General features: G+C 62.1%; 18 protein-coding genes. 9 read left to right on the top strand and 9 right to left on the bottom strand.

Going from position 1 to position 19,478, the window contains the following annotated elements; translation table 11 throughout:
* Nucleotides 1-37: 37 nt before the first annotated feature.
* From miaA to ABV589_RS17765, 5 genes are read right to left on the bottom strand one after another with little or no spacing between them, the layout of a single operon-like run.
* Nucleotides 38-1,009, bottom strand: a complete 972-nt coding sequence (gene miaA / locus ABV589_RS17785) for a tRNA (adenosine(37)-N6)-dimethylallyltransferase MiaA (RefSeq protein WP_367082803.1) — start codon at nucleotides 1,007-1,009, stop codon at nucleotides 38-40.
* A complete protein-coding gene (gene mutL, locus ABV589_RS17780; protein WP_225138893.1) occupies nucleotides 1,009-2,907 on the bottom strand; it encodes a DNA mismatch repair endonuclease MutL in 1,899 nt (632 codons plus the stop codon). Before mutL ends, miaA begins: the two co-directional genes overlap by 1 nt.
* Before the next feature lie 5 nt (nucleotides 2,908-2,912).
* Complete coding sequence (locus tag ABV589_RS17775) at nucleotides 2,913-4,340, bottom strand: N-acetylmuramoyl-L-alanine amidase (protein WP_202370087.1); 1,428 nt, start codon at nucleotides 4,338-4,340, stop codon at nucleotides 2,913-2,915.
* A gap of 3 nt (nucleotides 4,341-4,343) precedes the next feature.
* Nucleotides 4,344-4,814, bottom strand: a complete 471-nt coding sequence (gene tsaE, locus ABV589_RS17770; RefSeq protein ID WP_007967425.1) for a tRNA (adenosine(37)-N6)-threonylcarbamoyltransferase complex ATPase subunit type 1 TsaE — start codon at nucleotides 4,812-4,814, stop codon at nucleotides 4,344-4,346.
* Nucleotides 4,802-6,310, bottom strand: a complete 1,509-nt coding sequence (locus ABV589_RS17765) for an NAD(P)H-hydrate dehydratase (protein ID WP_367082801.1) — start codon at nucleotides 6,308-6,310, stop codon at nucleotides 4,802-4,804. Before ABV589_RS17765 ends, tsaE begins: the two co-directional genes overlap by 13 nt.
* Nucleotides 6,311-6,373: 63 nt before the next feature.
* Here ABV589_RS17765 and queG point away from each other — a divergent pair, with 63 nt between their 5' ends.
* Nucleotides 6,374-7,438, top strand: coding sequence for a tRNA epoxyqueuosine(34) reductase QueG (gene queG, locus ABV589_RS17760; RefSeq protein ID WP_367082799.1), 1,065 nt, complete (start codon nucleotides 6,374-6,376; stop codon nucleotides 7,436-7,438).
* A gap of 105 nt (nucleotides 7,439-7,543) precedes the next feature.
* Here queG and ABV589_RS17755 read toward each other — a convergent pair whose 3' ends face one another.
* The gene (locus tag ABV589_RS17755) at nucleotides 7,544-8,155 is read right to left on the bottom strand and encodes a trimeric intracellular cation channel family protein (RefSeq protein WP_047290974.1); all 612 of its coding nucleotides are present in this window, start codon (nucleotides 8,153-8,155) and stop codon (nucleotides 7,544-7,546) included.
* A 159-nt stretch (nucleotides 8,156-8,314) separates the two neighbouring features.
* Nucleotides 8,315-8,857: an oligoribonuclease gene (gene orn / locus ABV589_RS17750; RefSeq protein ID WP_003221098.1), complete on the bottom strand. Its 543-nt coding sequence runs from the start codon at nucleotides 8,855-8,857 to the stop codon at nucleotides 8,315-8,317.
* 107 nt (nucleotides 8,858-8,964) lie between these two features.
* Here orn and rsgA point away from each other — a divergent pair, with 107 nt between their 5' ends.
* The 4 genes from rsgA (at nucleotide 8,965) to ABV589_RS17730 (ending at nucleotide 12,063) form a co-directional block, all read left to right on the top strand.
* Entirely contained in the window at nucleotides 8,965-9,996 is a 1,032-nt protein-coding gene (gene rsgA / locus ABV589_RS17745) for a small ribosomal subunit biogenesis GTPase RsgA (RefSeq protein ID WP_007950741.1), read from the top strand.
* A gap of 212 nt (nucleotides 9,997-10,208) precedes the next feature.
* The gene (locus ABV589_RS17740; RefSeq protein WP_367082797.1) at nucleotides 10,209-10,616 is read left to right on the top strand and encodes a TIR domain-containing protein; all 408 of its coding nucleotides are present in this window, start codon (nucleotides 10,209-10,211) and stop codon (nucleotides 10,614-10,616) included.
* Nucleotides 10,617-10,618: 2 nt separating this feature from the next.
* Nucleotides 10,619-11,578, top strand: a complete 960-nt coding sequence (locus ABV589_RS17735; protein WP_367082795.1) for a caspase family protein — start codon at nucleotides 10,619-10,621, stop codon at nucleotides 11,576-11,578.
* Nucleotides 11,578-12,063, top strand: a complete 486-nt coding sequence (locus ABV589_RS17730; RefSeq protein WP_367082794.1) for a toll/interleukin-1 receptor domain-containing protein — start codon at nucleotides 11,578-11,580, stop codon at nucleotides 12,061-12,063. The genes ABV589_RS17735 and ABV589_RS17730 overlap by 1 nt, the downstream gene beginning before the upstream one ends.
* Nucleotides 12,064-12,115: 52 nt before the next feature.
* On the opposite strand, the gene motB is transcribed toward ABV589_RS17730, so the two are convergent.
* Nucleotides 12,116-13,192: a flagellar motor protein MotB gene (gene motB, locus ABV589_RS17725; RefSeq protein WP_367082792.1), complete on the bottom strand. Its 1,077-nt coding sequence runs from the start codon at nucleotides 13,190-13,192 to the stop codon at nucleotides 12,116-12,118.
* Between the two features lie 3 nt (nucleotides 13,193-13,195).
* A complete protein-coding gene (gene motA, locus ABV589_RS17720; RefSeq protein WP_007952169.1) occupies nucleotides 13,196-14,047 on the bottom strand; it encodes a flagellar motor stator protein MotA in 852 nt (283 codons plus the stop codon).
* Nucleotides 14,048-14,213: 166 nt separating this feature from the next.
* Here motA and ABV589_RS17715 point away from each other — a divergent pair, with 166 nt between their 5' ends.
* The 4 genes from ABV589_RS17715 to ABV589_RS17700 all read left to right on the top strand — a co-directional run bounded on the left by ABV589_RS17715 (nucleotide 14,214) and on the right by ABV589_RS17700 (nucleotide 19,384).
* Entirely contained in the window at nucleotides 14,214-15,752 is a 1,539-nt protein-coding gene (locus tag ABV589_RS17715) for an HDOD domain-containing protein (protein WP_367082790.1), read from the top strand.
* Between the two features lie 43 nt (nucleotides 15,753-15,795).
* Nucleotides 15,796-16,629: a thiosulfate sulfurtransferase gene (gene rhdA / locus ABV589_RS17710; protein ID WP_367082789.1), complete on the top strand. Its 834-nt coding sequence runs from the start codon at nucleotides 15,796-15,798 to the stop codon at nucleotides 16,627-16,629.
* Entirely contained in the window at nucleotides 16,629-17,489 is an 861-nt protein-coding gene (gene asd / locus ABV589_RS17705; protein ID WP_007967409.1) for an archaetidylserine decarboxylase, read from the top strand. Before rhdA ends, asd begins: the two co-directional genes overlap by 1 nt.
* 140 nt (nucleotides 17,490-17,629) lie before the next feature.
* Complete coding sequence (locus tag ABV589_RS17700) at nucleotides 17,630-19,384, top strand: molecular chaperone (RefSeq protein WP_367082788.1); 1,755 nt, start codon at nucleotides 17,630-17,632, stop codon at nucleotides 19,382-19,384.
* The last annotated feature ends 94 nt before the right edge of the window (nucleotides 19,385-19,478 follow it).

The following is a 19,478-nucleotide window of genomic DNA, read 5'->3' as shown; positions in this document are numbered from 1 at the left end:
CGCCACACCCCCAAGGATAGACGGCAATTGCAAGGACTCAGCTCAATATGGAGATGGTCCCAAGGTATTTCAAGGCGCGTGGCAGATTGTCGCAATCAAGACTGTCCAGCCAGTGCAGTTCTTCCCAGCTGCGCAGCCAGGTGAACTGGCGCTTGGCCAATTGACGCGTGGCAATGATGCCGCGTTCCTGCATTTCAGCTAACGACAGCTTGCCATCCAGGTAGTCCCAGACTTGGCGGTAGCCTACCGCACGTATAGACGGCAACCCGGAATGCAGGTCACTTCTTTTACGCAGGGCTACGACCTCGTCGATGAACCCCTGTTCCAGCATATTTGTGAATCTTTGTTTAATGCGCTCGTGCAGTACCTGGCGATTTGCCGGAGCAATGGCCAAGTTCGCGACAGTATAGGGCAATTGTTGCCGTCCCGAAGCGGCTGCTTCAGTACTTTGCGCAGATTGTTGCTGACGCAGGGCAGTCATGCTCTGACCGCTGACCCGATAAACCTCCAGCGCCCGACTCAGGCGCTGCGGATCGTTCGGGTGAATCCGTGCTGCCGACACCGGGTCGATGATCGCCAATTGATCGTGCAGGGCTTGCCAGCCAAGGCGTGCAGCTTCTTCTTCGATCTGCGCACGGACCTCGGGATCCGCCGCCGGCATGTCCGCCAGGCCTTCAACCAACGCCTTGTAATAAAGCATGGTGCCGCCCACCAGCAGCGGAATTTTCCCGCGTGCGGTGATCTCGGCCATGGCTTGCAGGGCATCACGACGGAAATCTGCTGCCGAATAGGCTTCAGCCGGATCGAGAATGTCGATCAGCCGGTGCGGAAACTCGGCCAGCAGTTCTTTCGATGGCTTGGCGGTACCGATGTCCATGCCGCGATAGACCAGCGCCGAGTCGACGCTGATCAACTCGCACGGCAGCACCTTGGTCAGCTCGATGGCCAGGTCGGTCTTGCCCGCAGCGGTCGGGCCCATCAGAAAAATCGCTGGAGGAAGCTGGCTCATCAACGACCGCGCAGGAACAGTTTGTCCAGATCGTCCAGGCCCAATTGGGTCCAGGTCGGTCGGCCATGGTTGCATTGACCGCTGCGCTCGGTGTTTTCCATGTCACGCAGCAGACCATTCATTTCCGGCAGGGCCAGGCGCCGGTTGGCGCGGATCGCGCCGTGGCAGGCCATGGTGCCGAGCAGCTCGTTCAGGTGCGCCTGAATCCGGTCGCTGGTGCCGTATTCCATCAAGTCCGACAGCACGTCACCCACCAGCCGATTGGCCTCGGCCTGCTTGAGCAGGGCCGGAATCTGGCGGATTGCCAATGTTTCCGGGCCCAGACGCTGCAGCTCGAAGCCCAGACGCTGGAACCATGCGGCATGTTCTTCGGCGCAATCGGCTTCACGCTGACTGACCGCCAGTGACTCCGGCACCAGCAACGGCTGGCCACTGAGACCTTCGCTGGCCATGGCGATTTTCAGGCGTTCGTACATGATCCGCTCGTGCGCGGCGTGCATGTCCACCAGCACCAGCCCCTGAGCGTTCTCGGACAGAATGTAGATGCCCTTGAGCTGCGCCAGCGCGTAACCGAGCGGCGGAATATCTTCCTGACCGGCCGGCAACGCATTGGCATTCGCTTCAGGCAACGGTGCGAAGAACTCGCGGTAAGCGGCTTGCGCCTCGGCGGCCGGTACAGCCGATTGCGGACGCGGTGTGTACTGATACTGATAAGCGCCGCCAGCGCTGGCGCCCGACGAAGTATTGAACGCCGGTTGCGCCTGCGGCTGCTCCAGCAGCGCGTTGGCCGCCAGACGCATTTCGCCCTGCGGGCCGAACTCGCCGGCCTCAATACCCGTTGGACGCACGACGGCAGTGGTGACAGAACCGGCCAGCTGATCTTCCGGACGCACATCGCCCAACGCGCGGTGCAACGTGCCGTAAAGGAAGTCATGCACCATGCGCCCATCACGGAAGCGCACTTCGTGTTTGGTAGGGTGCACGTTGACGTCCACCGCCGCCGGATCGACCTCGAAAAACAGCGCAAAGGTCGGATGACGACCGTTGAACAGCACATCGCGATAAGCCTGACGCACCGCGTGGGCCACCAGCTTGTCGCGCACCGCCCGGCCGTTCACGAAGAAATACTGCAAGTCCGCCTGGCTGCGGTTGAAGGTCGGCAACCCGACCCAGCCCCACAGGTGCAGACCATTGCGTTCGATCTCGATCGGCAGCGCCTGTTCAAGGAAGCCCGAACCGCAGATCGCCGCCACACGCCGGGCACGGGCCGCGTCATCGTGAGCCTCGTGCAGGCTGAGGATGGTCTTGCCGTTGTGGCGTAGATGGAAAGCTACGTCGAAACGCGCCAGCGCCAGACGCTTGATCACTTCTTGCAGGTGATCGAATTCGGTTTTTTCGGTCTTGAGAAACTTGCGCCGCGCCGGGGTGTTGAAGAACAGATCGCGCACTTCCACCGACGTACCGACCGGATGCGCCGCCGGCTGCACCCGAGGCGCCATGTCGCGACCTTCGGTTTCGACCTGCCAGGCCTGATCGGCGTCGCGGGTGCGCGAGGTCAGGGTCAGGCGTGCCACGGAGCTGATCGACGCCAGTGCTTCACCACGAAAGCCCAGGCTCATCACCTGCTCGAGGTCTTCGAGATTGCGAATCTTGCTGGTGGCGTGACGGGCCAGCGCCAACGGCAGGTCGTCGGCGGAAATGCCGCTGCCGTCGTCACGTACCCGCAGCAGCTTGACGCCGCCCTGCTCGACATCGACGTCGATGCGTTTTGCGCCGGAGTCGAGACTGTTTTCCAGCAACTCCTTGATCACCGAGGCCGGGCGCTCGACCACCTCGCCGGCGGCGATCTGGTTCGCCAGCCGCGGGCTGAGCAGTTCGATGCGTGCGGCGTTCAACACCTGGTTCATTCTTTGGACGCCAGTTCGGTGCCGGGAATGGTCAGGTGCTGGCCAATCTTCAGCTCATCGCTGCTGAGGTTGTTGGCACTGCGCAGCGTCGCGGGGGACACCTGATAACGCACGGCGATCATCGCCAGCGTCTCGCCCGGACTCACGCGGTGATCGCGCGGCCCCTGGGCAATCTTGCCGGAGTCACGCAGCCAGGCAATATAAGTGCCCGGTGGCGGGTTCTGCTGGAAGAACTGGCGCACGCCGCTGCTGATCGAACGCGCCAGCGCCTGCTGGTGGCTCGATGCCGAAAGCTTGTTCGCTTCGTTGGCGTTGGAGATAAATCCGGTTTCGACGAGGATCGACGGGATGTCCGGCGACTTCAGCACCATGAACCCGGCCTGCTCCACGCGCTGTTTGTGCAACGGGGTCACGCGACCAATGTTGGTCAGGACTTTCTGGCCGACGTTGAGGCTGGAGGTCAGCGAGGCGGTCATCGACAGGTCGAGCAGCACGCCGGCCAGCATGCGGTCCTTGTCGTCGAGGCTGACGTTGCCGGCACCACCGATCAGGTCGGAACGGTTTTCGCTGTCGGCCAGCCAACGGGCAGTCTCCGATGTCGCGCCGCGATCAGACAGAGCAAACACCGAGGCGCCGAAAGCTGCTGCAGACGGCGCGGCGTCGGCATGGATCGAAACGAACAGATCGGCGCCCTTTTTGCGGGCGATTTCGGTACGGCCGCGCAACGGGATGAAGTAGTCACCGGTACGGGTCAGCTCGGCGCGGAAACCTTTCATGCCGTTGACCTGACGCTGCAGCTCGCGGGCGATCTGCAGTACCACGTCTTTCTCACGCTGGCCGCGCGAGCCGGACGCACCCGGGTCTTCACCACCGTGACCGGCGTCGATCACCACAATGATGTCGCGCTTGCCGGCCGGGGCCGGTGGCAACTTGATCGCCGGTTCCGAAGGCGTTACCGGCACTGCTGGCACGGTGGCGACTGACGGTGTCGGGGCAGGCGGCGGCGCGGCATCGGCCGGGTTGTCGAACAGATCGACTACCAGACGGTTGCCGTATTGCGCGTTCGGCGCCAGCGAGAAACTTTTCGGGGTGACGGCTTTTTTCAGGTCGATGACCACCCGCAGGTCGGTCGGCGTGCGCTGGGCCGAGCGCATTGCGGTGATTGGCGTGTTGGCGGTCGAGACCTTCAATGGCGCACCCAGAGTGGCGCCGTTGATGTCGATCACCAGCCGATCCGGTGCGGTCAGGGTGAAGACGCTGTGCTGCACCGGGCCGCTCAGGTCGAAGACCAGTCGCGTGTTGTCCGGCGCCCGCCACAGGCGCACGCTGTTGACCTTTGTCTCGGCCACAGCGTTGACGGTCACTGCCATCAACATCAGTCCAACGGCAGCCACCAACGCGCGAAAGCGCATACCTAACCCCATCATTTAATTGGATTCCAATGCCAAAGCGGCACACCAGGCCTCGCCACGCGAGCCCTGGGATAAAATTTTCAGCGAACGCCCGCTGTCTTGCGGGCTAATGGTAATGGTCAGGTCAGGCTTTGGCAAAAAGCCTGCACCTTTATCGGGCCACTCGATCAGGCACAGGGCGTCGTCTTCGAAATAGTCGCGGATGCCGAGGAACTCCAGCTCCTCCGGATCGACCAGGCGATACAGGTCGAAGTGGAAGGCGCGCACGTCGCCGATCTCGTAGGGCTCGACCAGGGTGAAGGTCGGACTTTTTACCGCGCCGACATGCCCCAGCCCACGGATGATGCCCCGCGACAGGGTGGTTTTGCCCATGCCCAGGTTACCTTCGAGAAAAATCAGGCCGTGGCCTTGGGTAACGCGAGCGATCCGTGCGCCAAAGTCGCTCATGGCCTGTTCATCGGCCAGGTACAGGGTTACTTCAGACACGGTGCATGCTCCTCCAACAACTGACGAATGACTGGAATCAGATCACTGGCCGCCAGTCCACGGCCGAATTTACCTTGTTGCGCGCCGGCATTGGCGTGCAGCCAGACTGCCAGGCAGGCGGCATCGAAGCCGTCCATGCCCTGAGCCAGCAAAGCGCCGACCAATCCCGCGAGCACATCGCCCAGGCCAGCAGTGGCCATGGCCGGATGGCCCTGATGACACAGCGCCAGACGCCCATCAGGATGAGCGATCAGGCTGCCGGCGCCTTTCAGCACGACGACAGCCGAGTATTTTTTGCTCAATGCCCGCGCGGCGGCCGGGCGATCTGCCTGCACCTCAGCGGTACTGACGCCCAACAGGCGCGCTGCTTCGCCCGGATGCGGCGTGATCACGCAATCCTTGGGCAGGCTGACAAAACCACTTGCCAGCAGATTCAACGCGTCGGCGTCCCATACCTGCGGCAGCGGCGCATTGGCGGCAGCGGACAACAGCGCCCGGCCCCAGCTCGCCTGCCCGAGACCCGGGCCAACCACCAGCACGGAAGCCTTTTCCAGCAGCCCCATCAACTGATTGGCCGACGACGTGCCGAGCACCATGACTTCCGGCATCCGCGTCAGCGCTGCCGGGACATGTTCAGGCCGGGTCGCCAGCGAAACCATGCCCGCGCCGCTACGCAGCGCACTTTCACTACTGAGCAGAATCGCCCCGCCAAACCCCTGATCGCCGCCGATCAACAGCAAATGCCCGAAGCGTCCTTTGTGTGCAGCGGGCGCACGCGGGGCCAATCGTGGAAGATTAGCCGCCGTGAGACGCAGAGCGCTGACAGGAATGTCACGGTAGATGTCGGCGGCGGCTTGCAGATCGTTAAACACCAACGCCCCGACCTGATCCGCTGCCGCCCCGGTGAACAGGCCGAGCTTCAAGCCGATAAAGGTCACGGTAAGGTCGGCATGAACCGCAACGCCGAGGACATGCCCGGTATCGGCAGACAGTCCGGAAGGAATATCCACCGCCACCACCGGCTGGCCACTGGCATTGATCGCCTTGATCGCCTTGATCGCAGCGGCATACGGCTCACGGACATCGCCGGCCAGCCCGGTGCCGAGCAAGGCATCGACAATCACCCCGCGCAGCTCGCTTTGCACGGCCCAGCCCTGCACGGCGACGCCATCGCTGATGGCCTGCGCATAAGCCTGCGCCGCGTCGCCCTGCAAGCGTTGCGGATCACCGACGGCCAGCACCCGCACCGCCCAACCGGCCCGGTGCGCCAGTGCGGCGATCAGAAAACCATCACCGGCGTTGTTGCCATGCCCGGCAAGTACAGTCATTTCGTTCGCCGATGGCCACTGCCGCACCAAGGCGCGCCAGGTCGCGTGCGCGGCGCGCTGCATCAATTCGGAGCCCGGCGTGCCCGCAGCGATCAGCCGCGCATCGAGTGCTCGCACCTGCGCAGCGCCATACAGCGCGTCGGGTAATTGATCTTTCGTGTGCGGCATGCGTCTTCGGGCTCCGATGTCTGGCAGAATTATACGCACCTCAGCTCCGGTTTCTCTCGCCTCATGTCCGCCATCACCACAGATCTGCCCGCCCTCGCCCAATCGATCAAGGATTGGGGCCGCGAGCTGGGCTTCCAGCAAGTCGGCATCAGCGGTCTGGACCTGGCCGAGCATGAGCAGCACCTGGAGCGCTGGCTCGCCGCCGGCTACCACGGCGAAATGGATTACATGGGCGCTCACGGCAGCAAACGCTCGCATCCGGAGGAACTGGTCCCGGGTACGTTGCGCGTGGTTTCGCTGCGCATGGACTACCTGCCCGGCGACACGCAAATGGCGCAAATGCTGGCGCAACCGGAGAAAGCCTACGTGTCGCGTTATGCCTTGGGCCGCGATTACCACAAATTGATCCGTAAACGTGTGCAGCAATTGGCCGACAAGATTCAATCGGAGATCGGCCCGTTCGGTTTCCGTGCCTTCGTCGACAGCGCCCCGGTGCTGGAAAAAGCCATCGCCGAGCAGGCCGGGCTGGGCTGGATCGGCAAAAACACGCTGGTACTGAACCGCAAGGCCGGCAGTTATTTCTTCCTGAGCGAACTGTTTGTCGATCTGCCGCTGCCGGTGGACGAACCGCACAGCAGCGAACATTGCGGGCGCTGCACGGCATGTCTGGATATCTGCCCGACCAACGCCTTCGTAGGCCCGTATGTGCTGGACGCCCGACGCTGCATCTCGTACCTGACCATCGAGCTGAAAAACGCCATTCCCGAAGACCTGCGCCCGCTGATCGGCAACCGCGTGTTCGGCTGCGACGACTGTCAGATCGTCTGCCCGTGGAACCGTTTCGCCCGACCCTCCGGGGAAAGCGATTTCAAGCCACGGCACAATCTGGACAACGCCGAACTGGCCGAGCTGTTCCTGTGGGACGAGGACAAATTTCTCAGCAGCACCGAAGGCTCGCCGCTGCGCCGCGCCGGTTACGAACGCTGGCTGCGCAATCTGGCGGTCGGGCTGGGCAACGCGCCGTCGAGCATTCCGGTGCTGGAGGCCTTGAAGGCGCGCCGTGATTACCCGTCCGATCTAGTCCGCGAACACGTCGAGTGGGCGCTGAAACAACACGGTCAATTGTAGGAGCTGCCGCAGGCTCGGGCCGCGATCGGACGATCTTTTGACTTTGATATTTAAAAGACTAGATCAAAGGATCGCAGCCTGCGGCAGCTCCTACAGGGGAATGCATTAATGCTCGTCGTTGTAGACGAACTTGGGCATTTCCCAGTGGAAACGGATGGCCAGCAACCGCAACAGAAAACCGCCGAACAAGGTGATCAGAATCGCCTGCTCGCTCGGCACATTCAGGTACAGGCAGAGCATGTAGCACCACGCGGCGGCGAACGAGACGCTGGCGTACAGTTCGCGGCGGAAGATCAGTGGGATGTCGTTGCAGAAGATGTCGCGCAGGATGCCGCCGAACACTCCGGTGATTACACCGCTGACCGAGGCCACCAGCATGCCGTGGCCCATTTCCAGAGCGGTCATGCAGCCGATCAGGGTGAAGGCCACCAGGCCGACCGCATCGAGCACCAGAAACAGCGATCGCAGGTGGCGCATCCAGCGGGCAGTGAACACAGTGAGCATTGCGGCGGCCGAAGTCAGCACCAGATATTCCGGGTGCTTGACCCAGGTCAGCGGGTAATGCCCGAGCAGCACATCGCGTACCGAACCGCCGCCCAATGCCGTAACGCAGGCGATCAGCACCACGCCGAACCAGTCCATGCCCCGCCGTCCGGCAGACAGCGCGCCGGTCATGGCTTCAGCGGTAATGGCGATCAGATAGAGCATCAGCAACATGGCGGCGGTCCTGGCAGGAAGGCGCGCAGTCTAGCCATTTCAGCGCCGCACCAGAAGAGGGCGGTAAGCGCCCCCCTCAAACCTGTGGCGAGGGGATTCATCCCCGATGGAGCGCGAAGCGCTCCCCGCTACAGTTTCACCAAATGGCCCGGTGAAACATCAGAACTTGATGAAATGCTTGCGGTAGTGCTGCAGCTCGGCGATCGACTCGCGGATGTCGTCCAGCGCCAGGTGGGTGCTGCCCTTCTTGAAGCTGTCGCGCACGTCCGGTGCCCAGCGTGCGGCCAGCTCTTTGAGCGTCGACACGTCGAGGTTACGGTAGTGGAAGTAGCTTTCCAGCGCTTTCATGTGGGTATAAAGGAAGCGGCGATCCTGGCAGATGCTGTTGCCGCAGATCGGCGACTTGCCTTTCGGTACCCATTTTTCCAGGAAAGCGATGGTTTCGGCCTCGGCCTCGGCCATGCTGATGCGGCTGTCACGCACGCGCTGGGTCAGGCCCGAGTTACCGTGGGTGCGGGTGTTCCACTCGTCCATGCGGGCGAGCACTTCGTCACTGTGGTGAATGGCGATCACCGGGCCTTCGGCCAGGGTGTTCAGGTCACTGTCGGTGACGATGGTGGCCATTTCGATGATGACGTCGTTTTCCGGATCCAGACCGGTCATTTCCAGGTCGATCCAGATCAGGTTCTGCGGGTTTTGCATATTCGGGCTCCTAGGCAATGCTGCGCAGTTTAGCCTAGGCCGGTGCCCGGGCGTGCTAAACTCGCGGCCGTTTTACCTAATCGCTGCATTCTTCAGACGGAACACCCATGGCCAAACGCCAACTCAATCGTCGTCAAAACTGGCGCATCGAAAAGATTCAGGGCGAGCGCGCCGCGCGCGCCGCCAAACGCGAGTCCTCGGCGGTCGAAGCCCTCGAGGGCGGCGATCTGGGCCCTGAGCAACACGGCCTGGTGATCGCCCACTTCGGTGTGCAGGTCGAGGTCGAGGCCGTGGACGGCGAACTGGCCGGACAGGTATTCCGTTGCCACCTGCGCGCCAACCTGCCGGCGCTGGTGACCGGTGATCAGGTGGTCTGGCGTGCCGGCAACCAAGGCATCGGGGTGATCGTCGCGCAACTGCCGCGCACCACCGAACTGTGCCGCCCGGACAGCCGCGGCCAGCTCAAACCGGTGGCGGCCAACGTCGACATGATTGTCATCGTCTTCGCGCCACTGCCCGAGCCGCACGCCAACCTGATCGACCGCTATCTGGTCGCCGCCGAACACGCCGGCATCCGCCCGTTGCTGCTGCTGAACAAATTCGACCTGATCGACGAGCAGAACGCCCCGGCGCTCAACGCGCTGCTGGCGGTGTACCGCACGCTGGGTTATCCGGTGCTGGAAGTCTCGGCGCATCACGGCAACGGTATGGAGCAGTTGCAGAAACAGCTCGACGGGCGCATCAGCGTATTCGTCGGCCAGTCCGGCGTCGGCAAGTCGTCGTTGGTCAACAGCCTGCTGCCGGAAGTCGAAACCCGTGTCGGCCCGTTGTCGGAGTTGTCCGGTCAGGGCACGCACACCACGACCACCGCGCGACTGTTCCACTTCCCTGGCGGCGGTGAGCTGATCGACTCCCCGGGTATCCGTGAGTTCGGCCTGGGCCACGTCAGCCGCGCCGACGTCGAAGCCGGTTTCATCGAGTTCAACGACCTGCTCGGCACCTGCCGCTTCCGCGACTGCAAGCACGATCGCGAACCGGGTTGCGCACTGCTCAAGGCCCTGGAAGATGGCCGCGTGCAGCAGCAACGGATGAACAGCTACCGCTCGATCATCGCAAGCCTGCCGGAAAACGGCTACTAAACATCTGCACCGGCAGCCACTCGTCCGAGGGCTGCCGGATGTCGGACCACGCCTGACACATCCCCCGACCGTTTAAACGTCAGACCTTTCTGACAGGCCTGCTCGCGCCTGCTTGCAGGGCATTTCTCTTTCCGCGCGCAGACCTTGCGGGTGCCTTCCAGATGCCTAGATTGGGTTGTTCCTTCGCACCTTCGCGACCTTCGAGGAACCCCATGCAGACCTACCATTTGTTCATCAGCCATTCGTGGAACTACTCCCACGCTCACGACAATCTGGTGCGCCTGCTCGGCGCCAAGGCAGATTTCAGCTTCAAGAATTTTTCCGTGCCGCCGCACAACCCGATTATGGGCGCGCAGACCGACAAGCAGCTCGAGGAAGCCATCGAAAACAAGATCCGTCCGTGCTCGGCGGTGCTGATCATGGCCGGGATGTATTCGACTTACAGCAAGTGGATCAACAAGGAAATCGAGATCGCCAAGCGCATGGGCAAAGTGATCATCGCGATCAAACCGTTCGGTGCCGAGCGTATTTCCACGGTAGTACGTGAAGCGGCGCACGCCGAATGCGCGTGGAACACCAACAGCATCATCGGTGCGATCCGTCAGCACACGGCGGTTTAACCATGCGCAAGGGACTGTTTATCGGCATCAACCACTACGCGCACGTTTCGCCCTTGAGCGGTTGCTGCAACGACGCCATGGCCATGGCGTCCGTGTTGAAGACCGACGCCAACGGTGATCCCAACTTCAAGAACTTGGTGCTGACCTCGGCTGAGGAGGACCTCGGCCGAGGCAAGCTCGAAGACCAGATCCGCGAGCTGTTCTCCGGCGACTGCAACGTCGCGCTGCTGTACTTCGCCGGGCACGGCGGCTTCGACAGCGACAACGATGAAGGCATGCTCCTGCCGCAGGACTATCGCAGCGCCAAGGACGGCATCCGCATCAGCGACATCCTCAACTGGGCCGCCAAAGCCACGAAAATCAAAAACAAAGTGATCATCCTCGACTGCTGCCAGAGCGGCGCGGCCGGCGAAGTGCGCGCCTTGCGCAGCGAAAGCAGCGTGGTCGGCGAAGGCATGACCATCCTGACCGCTTGCAAAAAGGAAGAGCCGGCCCTGGAAGGTGCGCACCACGGCGTGTTCACCGGTTTGCTGTTGCAGGCCCTGCACGGCGGTGCGGCGAACATTCTCGGCAAGATCACTCCGGGCAGCCTGTATTCCTTCGTCGACAATGCGCTCGACGCCTGGGAGCAGCGCCCGGTGTTCAAGACCAACGTCTCGCAGTTCATCTCCCTGCGCGAAGTTTCGCCGCTGATCCCCAAGGAGATCCTGCGCAAACTGCCGGAATGGTTCGCCGAAGCCGAATCGACGTTCCGCCTCGCCCCCAGCTACGAACCCACCGAAGCGACGTTCGACCCGGAACACGGCGAGGTCTTCGCCCAGCTGCAAAAGTGCAATCGCCACAGCCTGATCGAACCGGTCGATGCCGAACACATGTATTACGCAGCCATTCATTCCACTGGCTGCCGCCTTACGGCGCTCGGCGCCTATTACCGTGAACTCGCCCTCAAAGGACACTTCTGATGCCCGTATTCATCAGCTACCGCCATATAGATCGCCCGCAAGCCATGGCGATCAATGCCCAATTGATGCAGGCCAACATCAAGACTTACCTCGATGTGCTCGACCCGGAATCGCAGACCACCGACGACATCACCGGGGTGATCACCCGCAACATCACCGAATGCACGCACCTGCTCGCGGTGGTTTCGGAGAAAACCGCGTTGTCGTGGTGGGTGCCGTTCGAAATCGGCGAAGCGACCATCAGCAACCGACGGATCTGCTCGTTCCGCACCGGGCCGGCAAAGCTGCCGGAGTATCTGGACAAGTGGCCGAAATTGAGCACGGCCAGTGATCTGAATTTCTTCATCGATGCCTATCGCGAAGAGGTCTCGAGCAAGCGCTCGATAGCGCTGGATTCGAGTAACGAATCCTTCAGCGGTACCTATAAGCGCAACGCCGATCTTTTCCACGAACAACTGAAAAACCGGATTCGGCGCGGTTTCTGAGGCCAATCGACAGCCACAAAAAAGCCGACATCACCGTCGGCTTTTTTGTTGGTCACTGCTTCGGCGCGGGGGCCGGTGCAGCGGCGGGCGGAGCTGTTGGCGCTGGCGCCGCAGCCCCCGGCGCGGCCGGTTTCGGTGCGGCGTCGTCGAACAGGTTCAAACGTTCGCGCAACTCATGGGCCGGCACCGGTTGCTGATCCGCCGGCAGCGCGTTCGGATCGACCGGCGTCGCCGGAGCGGCGCCGTTCTGACCTTCGGCGGCAGGCTTGGCCGCATCGGCACCTTGCGAGCCTTCGATGGCGGCCTGGGCCTTTTTGGTCAGGACCACGATGTCGATGCGGCGGTTGACCGGGTTGAAAGGGTTTTCCTTGTCGAACAGTGCCGACGAGGCATAACCCACCACCCGCGCCACTTGCCCATCGGGATAGCTGCCCGCCACCAGCGCACGCCGCGCGGCGTTGGCACGGTTGGCCGAGAGCTCCCAGTTGCCGAAATCGCCGGTGCCGGTGTACGGCTTGGCGTCGGTATGGCCGCTGATGCTGATCTTGTTCGGCACCGCTTTGATGGTGTCGGCCATGGCCAGCAGGATGTCTTCGAAGTACGGTTTCAGACGTGCGGAACCGGAGTCGAACATCGGCCGGTTTTCGGCGTCCATGATCTGGATGCGCAAGCCGTTCGGGGTGATCTCGAACAGGATCTGATCCTTGAACTTCTGCAGCTGCGGGTTCTCGTCGACCTTGTTCTGCAGTTCTTGCAGCAACAGCTCCAGGCGTTCTTTCTCGACCTGCTCGGCCATGCCTTCGACCTGTTCGGTGTCGACCGTGACCTTGTCCGGTTGCGGCTGGGATTTCACCTCAGGGTTGAGGGTATTTTCCGGTGCCAGGGTCGGTGTGCCGCCCAGATCGATGATGTACGGCGTACCGCTTTCGGAGAAGCCGACCGGATCCTTGAAGTAACCGGCGATAGCGATCTTCTGCTCAGGCGTTGCAGTGGACAGCAGCCACAACACCAGGAAGAACGCCATCATCGCCGTGGCGAAGTCGGCGAAGGCGATTTTCCACGCCCCGCCGTGATGCCCACCGGCTATGCGCTTGACGCGCTTGATGATTATCGGCTGATTATTTTCCATGGCTTAGCGACCGCGAACGGCTTGTTCCAGCTCGGCAAAGCTTGGACGGTGCGCCGGGTACAGCACCTTGCGCCCGAATTCCACCGCCAGCGATGGAGGCATGCCGGAAGCCGAAGCCACCAGCGAGGCCTTGATGGCTTCGTAGACGTTCAGTTCTTCCTTGGCATCGTGGGCCAGGGAATGTGCCAGCGGCCCGAAGAAACCGTAGGCCGCGAGAATACCGAAGAAGGTACCGACCAGTGCCGCACCCACGTGCAGACCGATGGATTTCTGATCGCCTTCACCCAGCGATGCCATGGTCACCACGATACCCAGTACCGCCGCGACGATACCGAAACCGGGCATGGCGTCGGCGATGCCGTTCACCGCATGGGACGGGTGCTCGAGGTCTTCCTTGAGGCTGTAGAGTTCCATGTCGAACAGGCCTTCCAGCTCATGCGGAGCCATGTTGCCGGAGGACATGATGCGCAGGTAATCGCAGATGAACGCGGTCATGCGCTCGTCTTTGAGTACCGCCGGATACTTGGCGAAAATCGGGCTCGCGGCAGCGTCTTCGATGTCGCCTTCGATGGCCATCATGCCTTCGCGGCGGCTCTTGTTAAGGATCTCGTAGATCAGGCCGAGCACTTCCAGATAGAACGTGTGGCTGAAGCGCGAACTGAACATGCTCAGGGATTTCTTGAGCACGTGCATCGTCATGTAACCGGGGTTGGCCTGCAGGAATGCACCGAGGGCCGCACCACCGATGATCATCACCTCGAAGGGCTGGATCAGGGCGGCAATTTTGCCGTGGGAGAGCACGTATCCGCCGAGCACGCTCGCGAATACGACGATGATGCCGATAATTTTAGCCATAGGTAGAAAGTACTTATTTAAGTCGGGTTCAAGGTCATATTCGGAAGTTAAAAAATCTCTTCTTCTACTTATCGGCAAAACTGCGCCAGACTATAGCCAGTTCAGGCGAAAAGCCAATTTAGCCCATGCCGGGCGCGTCTACAGTCAGTGAAGATCTCGTCCAGACATGGCTAATGAAACGAACGTCCCACACGCAAAACCGACTACGCTCGAGGGCTGGGTCAAACTGCTCGATGGCGTGCGCCTGCCCGTGCCGCAAGAGGCGCACGACAAGGTGTGCCGGGCCATCCGTGACAACCGCAGCTCGCTGCGCGACATCGCCGACCTGATGCAGGACAGCCCGGCGCTGGCCTTGAGCATCATCCGTGAGGCCAATCGTCACACCCTCGGCACGATGACCGCGCCGGCAGAAAACCTTGAAGTCGCGATCAACCGTCTGGGCCTGGCACGGACTGAAGAATTGCTCGCGCGTCTGCCCGTCGAACCGCAGATGCAGATCCCCAAGGCGCTGCGCCAACTGCAAATGATCAGCCAGCACGCGACGCAACAGGCCAACGGTTTTTTCGCCAGTCGCCTGGCGCGGCTGTGGCAGGACATTCACTGGGGCAGCCTGCTGTTTCTCTCGCCGCTGTGGCCGCTGGCGCTGACGTTTCCCGAATTGCTCGAAGAGTGGGAGCTGCGGGTTATCCACAAGGGCGAATCGGCGCGCACGGTCGAGAAGCAACTGTTTGGCGTACGCCTGCTGAGGATCGCCGAGGCGCTGGTGCAGGTCTGGCACCTGCCGATCTGGGTGCAGCAAGGCTATAAGCTGCTGCTCAGCGAACAGCGCGAACTGGTGAAAGTACTGCGCATCGCCCGCGACAGTGAACATCCGCTGCGCCAGCAGAATCGCCTCGACGACGATCCGACCCTGCGCCGCTGGCTCAACCAGCCAGCCAACACCGTGTTGCTGGCCAACGGCCTGGCACTGTCAGCACAACAGGCCTGGGACAGTCCGCACAGCGAGCGCTGGCAGTACCTGACCAGCCTTTATCTGCAAATCTCGATGGACGAAGTGCAGCAGCAGTTGCACCAGCAAGCCGCCAACAGTGCGCGCCAGCATGCCATGCCCGATCTGTGGCACCCGGCCGTTTCATTATTATGGCCGTGGGGCACCCATCGCTTGCCGGCCGGGATGCTGCCGGCGGCGGCGCCGAATGCCGAGGACCTGACTCAATGGCGCCGGCAATGCGCCGAACTGCTGGCCGAACCGAGCCGCTTCACCAATGCCATGAGCCTGACCGTCGCGGCCCGTGATGCGCTGATCGCCAGCGGCATGCGTCGGGTGATGCTTCTGATGGCCGACCGCACGCAATCGAATCTGCGCGTGCACCAGACCTTCGGCCTGCCGAAGGAAGCCGCCGCGCTGAACTTCGTCGTCAGTCAGAGCAAAGTCTTGCAGCGCCTGCTCGCACAACAGGCACAGGTGCGGATCAACCCCGAGAACAACGCACAATTTTCCGCATTGTTGCCGCCGGGCCTGCGTTCGCTGTTCCGGGGCGAGCATCTGTTCCTGCGCTCGCTGGTCAATAACGGTCGGGTGATCATGATCGTCGTGGCCGACCAGGGCGGCGGGCCGTTCGCCGACATCACCGTGCAGGCGTTCGGCAAAACCGCGCAGTGCATCGAAAAGGCCCTGCACAGCTTTAGCAGCCGTGGCCGATGAGGCTGCGCTACAATCCCCCCCCTTTGTGCTCTGGAGACCTCACATGTCTGACTTCTCTGGCTTGCCGCTCGTCATCGAGCCGAGCGACCTGCTCCCGCGCCTCGATTCCCCTGAACTGATTCTGGTGGATCTGACCAGCGCTGCCCGTTATGCCGAAGGTCACCTTCCCGGCGCACGCTTTGTCGACCCGAAACGCACCCAGCTCGGTCAGCCGCCGGCGCCGGGGCTGATGCCGCCCAAAGACAAGCTCGAAGAGTTGTTCGGTGAGCTGGGCCATCGCCCGGACGCGATCTACGTGGTCTACGACGACGAGGGCGGCGGCTGGGCCGGGCGCTTCATCTGGCTGCTCGACGTGATCGGTCACGACAATTATCACTACCTCGACGGCGGTCTGCCGGCGTGGCTGGCGGAAGGTTCGCCGATGTCGATCCAGATTCCTCCAGCGGTGGGTGGCCCGGTGGCGCTGACCCTGCACGAGGAACCGACCGCCACTCGCGAATACCTGCAAAGCCGTCTCGGCGCCGCCGATCTGGCGATCTGGGACGCACGCGGGCCGCTGGAATATTCCGGTGAGAAAGTGCTGGCCGCCAAGGGCGGGCACATTCCCGGCGCGGTGAACTTCGAATGGACCGCCGGCATGGACAAGGCGCGTCAATTGCGGATTCGCACGGACATGCCGCAGATCCTCGAAGACCTCGGGATCACCAAGGACAAAGAAATCATTACCCACTGCCAGACCCATCACCGGTCGGGCTTCACTTATCTGGTGGCCAAGTCCCTCGGTTATCCGCGGGTCAAGGGCTACGCCGGTTCCTGGGGCGAATGGGGCAACCACCCTGATACGCCTGTCGAGATTCAAGGTTCTAAGGACAACTAATGAAAGAGCGTCTGTTTATCCTCAGCCAGTACCTGCTGCCTCATCACCTGCTGTCGCGTCTGGCCGGCTGCGTCGCCGAGTGCCGCGTGCGCTGGTTCAAGAATGCCTTCACCCAGTGGTTCGCCAAGCGTTATCAGGTGGACATGTCGCAAGCGCTGGTCGAAGACCTGACCGCTTACGAGCACTTCAACGCGTTCTTCACCCGTGCCCTGAAAGACGGCGCGCGTCCGCTGGACCAGACCCCGGGCGCGATTCTCAGCCCGGCCGACGGTGCAGTCAGCCAGCTCGGCCCGATCGAACACGGTCGCGTGTTCCAGGCCAAGGGCCACAGCTTCAGCGTGCTGGAACTGCTGGGCGGTGACACGGCGAATGCCGCGCCGTTCATGGGCGGCGACTTCGCCACCATTTACCTGTCGCCGAAGGATTACCACCGCGTGCACATGCCGCTGGCCGGCACCCTGCGCGAAATGGTCTATATCCCGGGCCGGATCTTCTCGGTCAACCAGACCACCGCTGAGAACGTTCCGGAGCTGTTCGCCCGCAACGAGCGCGTAGCGTGCATTTTCGACACCGAGCGCGGGCCAATGGCCGTGGTGCTGGTCGGCGCAATGATCGTCGCGTCGATTGAAACCGTGTGGGCTGGTCTGGTCACCCCACCGAAGCGCGAGCTGAAAACCTTCCGCTACGACGAAGCCGCCCGTGCGCCGATCCATCTGGAAAAAGGTGCTGAACTGGGGCGCTTCAAACTGGGTTCGACCGCGATCGTGCTGTTTGGTCCGGATCAGGTGAAATGGGCTGAAACACTGGTCGCCGGTTCGCCAGTGCAAATGGGCCAGGCCCTGGCATTGCCAAACGCCTGATACAAGGCGCCCCTGTAGGAGCTGCCGCAGGCTGCGATCTTTTGATCCTGATTGTTTAAAAACAAAGTCAAAAGATCGCAGCCTGCGGCAGCTCCTACAGTTGAAGGCCGACCGGTTCATTTGCTGCTATGGTTTTTGGCATGAGCCAGACCATCTCCCCACCGCTGCTGAGCGCCCCGACTCCAACGCAAACGCGCCTGTCGTTCTGCGAAGCCACCCCGCGCGACCTCAAACGCTGGATCGCCGGCCTGCCCAAGGCCAACATCGGCGAAACCGCCCGCCAGTTGTACCAAGGCCTGGGCGAACTCAACCAGTTGCTCACCCCCAGCGACAATCGCCTGCAACTGCTGGAGTTGCTGCGCCCCGAGGTGTACTTCGTCTGCCAGCATCTGGAGCGACACTTCCTGCATCAGGCGATCCTGCTCGACGATCGTTCGCGCAAGATCAGCAACCTGTGCCAGGCGCTGCAAAGTCAGTTGGCCATCGGTTACAAGCAGATCGTTCTGCGCATTGCCCCCAAGTATCACAAGGACCGAGCGGCGCTGGTCAGCCAGGCACTGCAGCGGGCCGCGCATGCACTCAAGGGGCAACTGCTGCGGGCGACGCAGCTTTACAGCCCTGCGCCCGAACATCTGTGGTTCGAGCTGCATCAGCTGTATCGCGTGGCCTGCGCCTTGCAGCTGCAACAGCGCCGGGTACATGACGATCTGGCGAGCCTGAGCAGCGAACTGAGCCTGGAACAGACCTACATCGCCGCCCTGCTGCTGGGCAGCGCCCGTTGCAATCAACTGCGGCAGAACCAGATCGCCCGGCTGGCCGAAGTGCTGGAGCCGTGGAGTGCCCTGCTCAAATTGCATCCCGGCAGTCCGCAGGATGGACTGTTCGCCATCAGCGCCGAACTGGACGCCGGCCCGCGCTACCGCAGCATGTTTCGCAAAGAACAACAGGGCGCATTGCTCGGTTTCGATCCACAACCGCTGGTGAACGTGATCGAAGCGCATTTACTGCAGCAGGAGACGTCGACGCCGTTGCCGATCCCGGCAGGACTGAGCCTCGACACCCTGCAGCATCTGCACGCCAGTTGGGGGCAGGCTGCCGAACGCAGTTTTCAGCGCACTGCCGGCCAGGGCAGCCTGACCGTGTGCGTCGGCATGAGCGCCCTGCACTTCTATCTGGGCGGCGAACGCAGCTTCAGCGAACTGCTGAAACATCCCGGCGCCCGCGCGGCCAACTTCAGCCGCGCGGTGGTCAAGGGTGAAAAGGACAGCTGGAGCAAGGCCTTCGACGCCGCACCGCAGTCTGCGGCAGACGAGTTGCTGCCCTACGAGGAAATCCAGTACGACCATCTGGGCGAGGACGAAAGCGATCCCGACAGCACGCCGAACTACCCGACCTACACGTTGCCGGTGATCAACCACAGCCCCGGTGGTTATTGCCTGGGCTGGCCAAGTGAGGTGCCGGCCGAGTTACAGGCCGGAGAAATGGTCGGGATTCAGGACAGTTCGAATCAGGGCTGGAGCATCGCGGTGGTGCGCTGGATTCGCCAGGTACGCGGCAGCGGGCCGCAAATGGGCATAGAACTGGTGGCGCCACACGCCGAACCTTGTGGTTTGCAACTGGTGCGCTCGCGGGATGATCACAGCCACTATTTACGCGGGCTGCTATTGCCGGAGATCAGTGCCATCGACTTGCCGGCGACCTTGCTCGCCCCACGCCTGCCGTTTCAGGAGGGCAACAAGGTGCTGATCAACACCCACGGCGAAGAACACCGCGCCGGGCTGGATCGACGGGTGGCGAGTACGCACAGTTTCAATCAGTTTGCCTATCGCTCGCTGGAGGCCGCGCAGAATGGCGGGAGCGAGGAGAATTTCGATTCGTTGTGGAAATCGCTTTGAATCCTTAAAGATACTGTGGCGAGGGAGCTTGCTCCCGCTGGACTGCGCAGCAGTCCCATTCTCTTGAATTAAAGAGTGGGGCCGCTTCGCGCCC

The sequence above is a fragment of the Pseudomonas sp. HOU2 genome, assembly GCF_040729435.1.
Taxonomy (GTDB): Bacteria; Pseudomonadota; Gammaproteobacteria; order Pseudomonadales; family Pseudomonadaceae; genus Aquipseudomonas.
Note: the sequence above shows the minus strand (reverse complement) of the source record. Positions and strands in the feature narration are given on the sequence as shown.

Excerpts from the sequence above, each read along its gene's own strand:
- miaA (WP_367082803.1), bottom strand. The coding sequence starts at position 1,009 with ATGAGCCAGCTTCCTCCAGCGATTTTTCTGATGGGCCCGACCGCTGCG.
- ABV589_RS17775 (WP_202370087.1), bottom strand. The coding sequence starts at position 4,340 with ATGGGGTTAGGTATGCGCTTTCGCGCGTTGGTGGCTGCCGTTGGACTG.
- ABV589_RS17765 (WP_367082801.1), bottom strand. The coding sequence starts at position 6,310 with ATGCCGCACACGAAAGATCAATTACCCGACGCGCTGTATGGCGCTGCG.
- queG (WP_367082799.1), top strand. The coding sequence starts at position 6,374 with ATGTCCGCCATCACCACAGATCTGCCCGCCCTCGCCCAATCGATCAAG.
- ABV589_RS17755 (WP_047290974.1), bottom strand. The coding sequence starts at position 8,155 with ATGTTGCTGATGCTCTATCTGATCGCCATTACCGCTGAAGCCATGACC.
- orn (WP_003221098.1), bottom strand. The coding sequence starts at position 8,857 with ATGCAAAACCCGCAGAACCTGATCTGGATCGACCTGGAAATGACCGGT.
- rsgA (WP_007950741.1), top strand. The coding sequence starts at position 8,965 with ATGGCCAAACGCCAACTCAATCGTCGTCAAAACTGGCGCATCGAAAAG.
- ABV589_RS17740 (WP_367082797.1), top strand. The coding sequence starts at position 10,209 with ATGCAGACCTACCATTTGTTCATCAGCCATTCGTGGAACTACTCCCAC.
- ABV589_RS17735 (WP_367082795.1), top strand. The coding sequence starts at position 10,619 with ATGCGCAAGGGACTGTTTATCGGCATCAACCACTACGCGCACGTTTCG.
- ABV589_RS17730 (WP_367082794.1), top strand. The coding sequence starts at position 11,578 with ATGCCCGTATTCATCAGCTACCGCCATATAGATCGCCCGCAAGCCATG.
- motB (WP_367082792.1), bottom strand. The coding sequence starts at position 13,192 with ATGGAAAATAATCAGCCGATAATCATCAAGCGCGTCAAGCGCATAGCC.
- motA (WP_007952169.1), bottom strand. The coding sequence starts at position 14,047 with ATGGCTAAAATTATCGGCATCATCGTCGTATTCGCGAGCGTGCTCGGC.
- ABV589_RS17715 (WP_367082790.1), top strand. The coding sequence starts at position 14,214 with ATGGCTAATGAAACGAACGTCCCACACGCAAAACCGACTACGCTCGAG.
- rhdA (WP_367082789.1), top strand. The coding sequence starts at position 15,796 with ATGTCTGACTTCTCTGGCTTGCCGCTCGTCATCGAGCCGAGCGACCTG.
- asd (WP_007967409.1), top strand. The coding sequence starts at position 16,629 with ATGAAAGAGCGTCTGTTTATCCTCAGCCAGTACCTGCTGCCTCATCAC.
- ABV589_RS17700 (WP_367082788.1), top strand. The coding sequence starts at position 17,630 with ATGAGCCAGACCATCTCCCCACCGCTGCTGAGCGCCCCGACTCCAACG.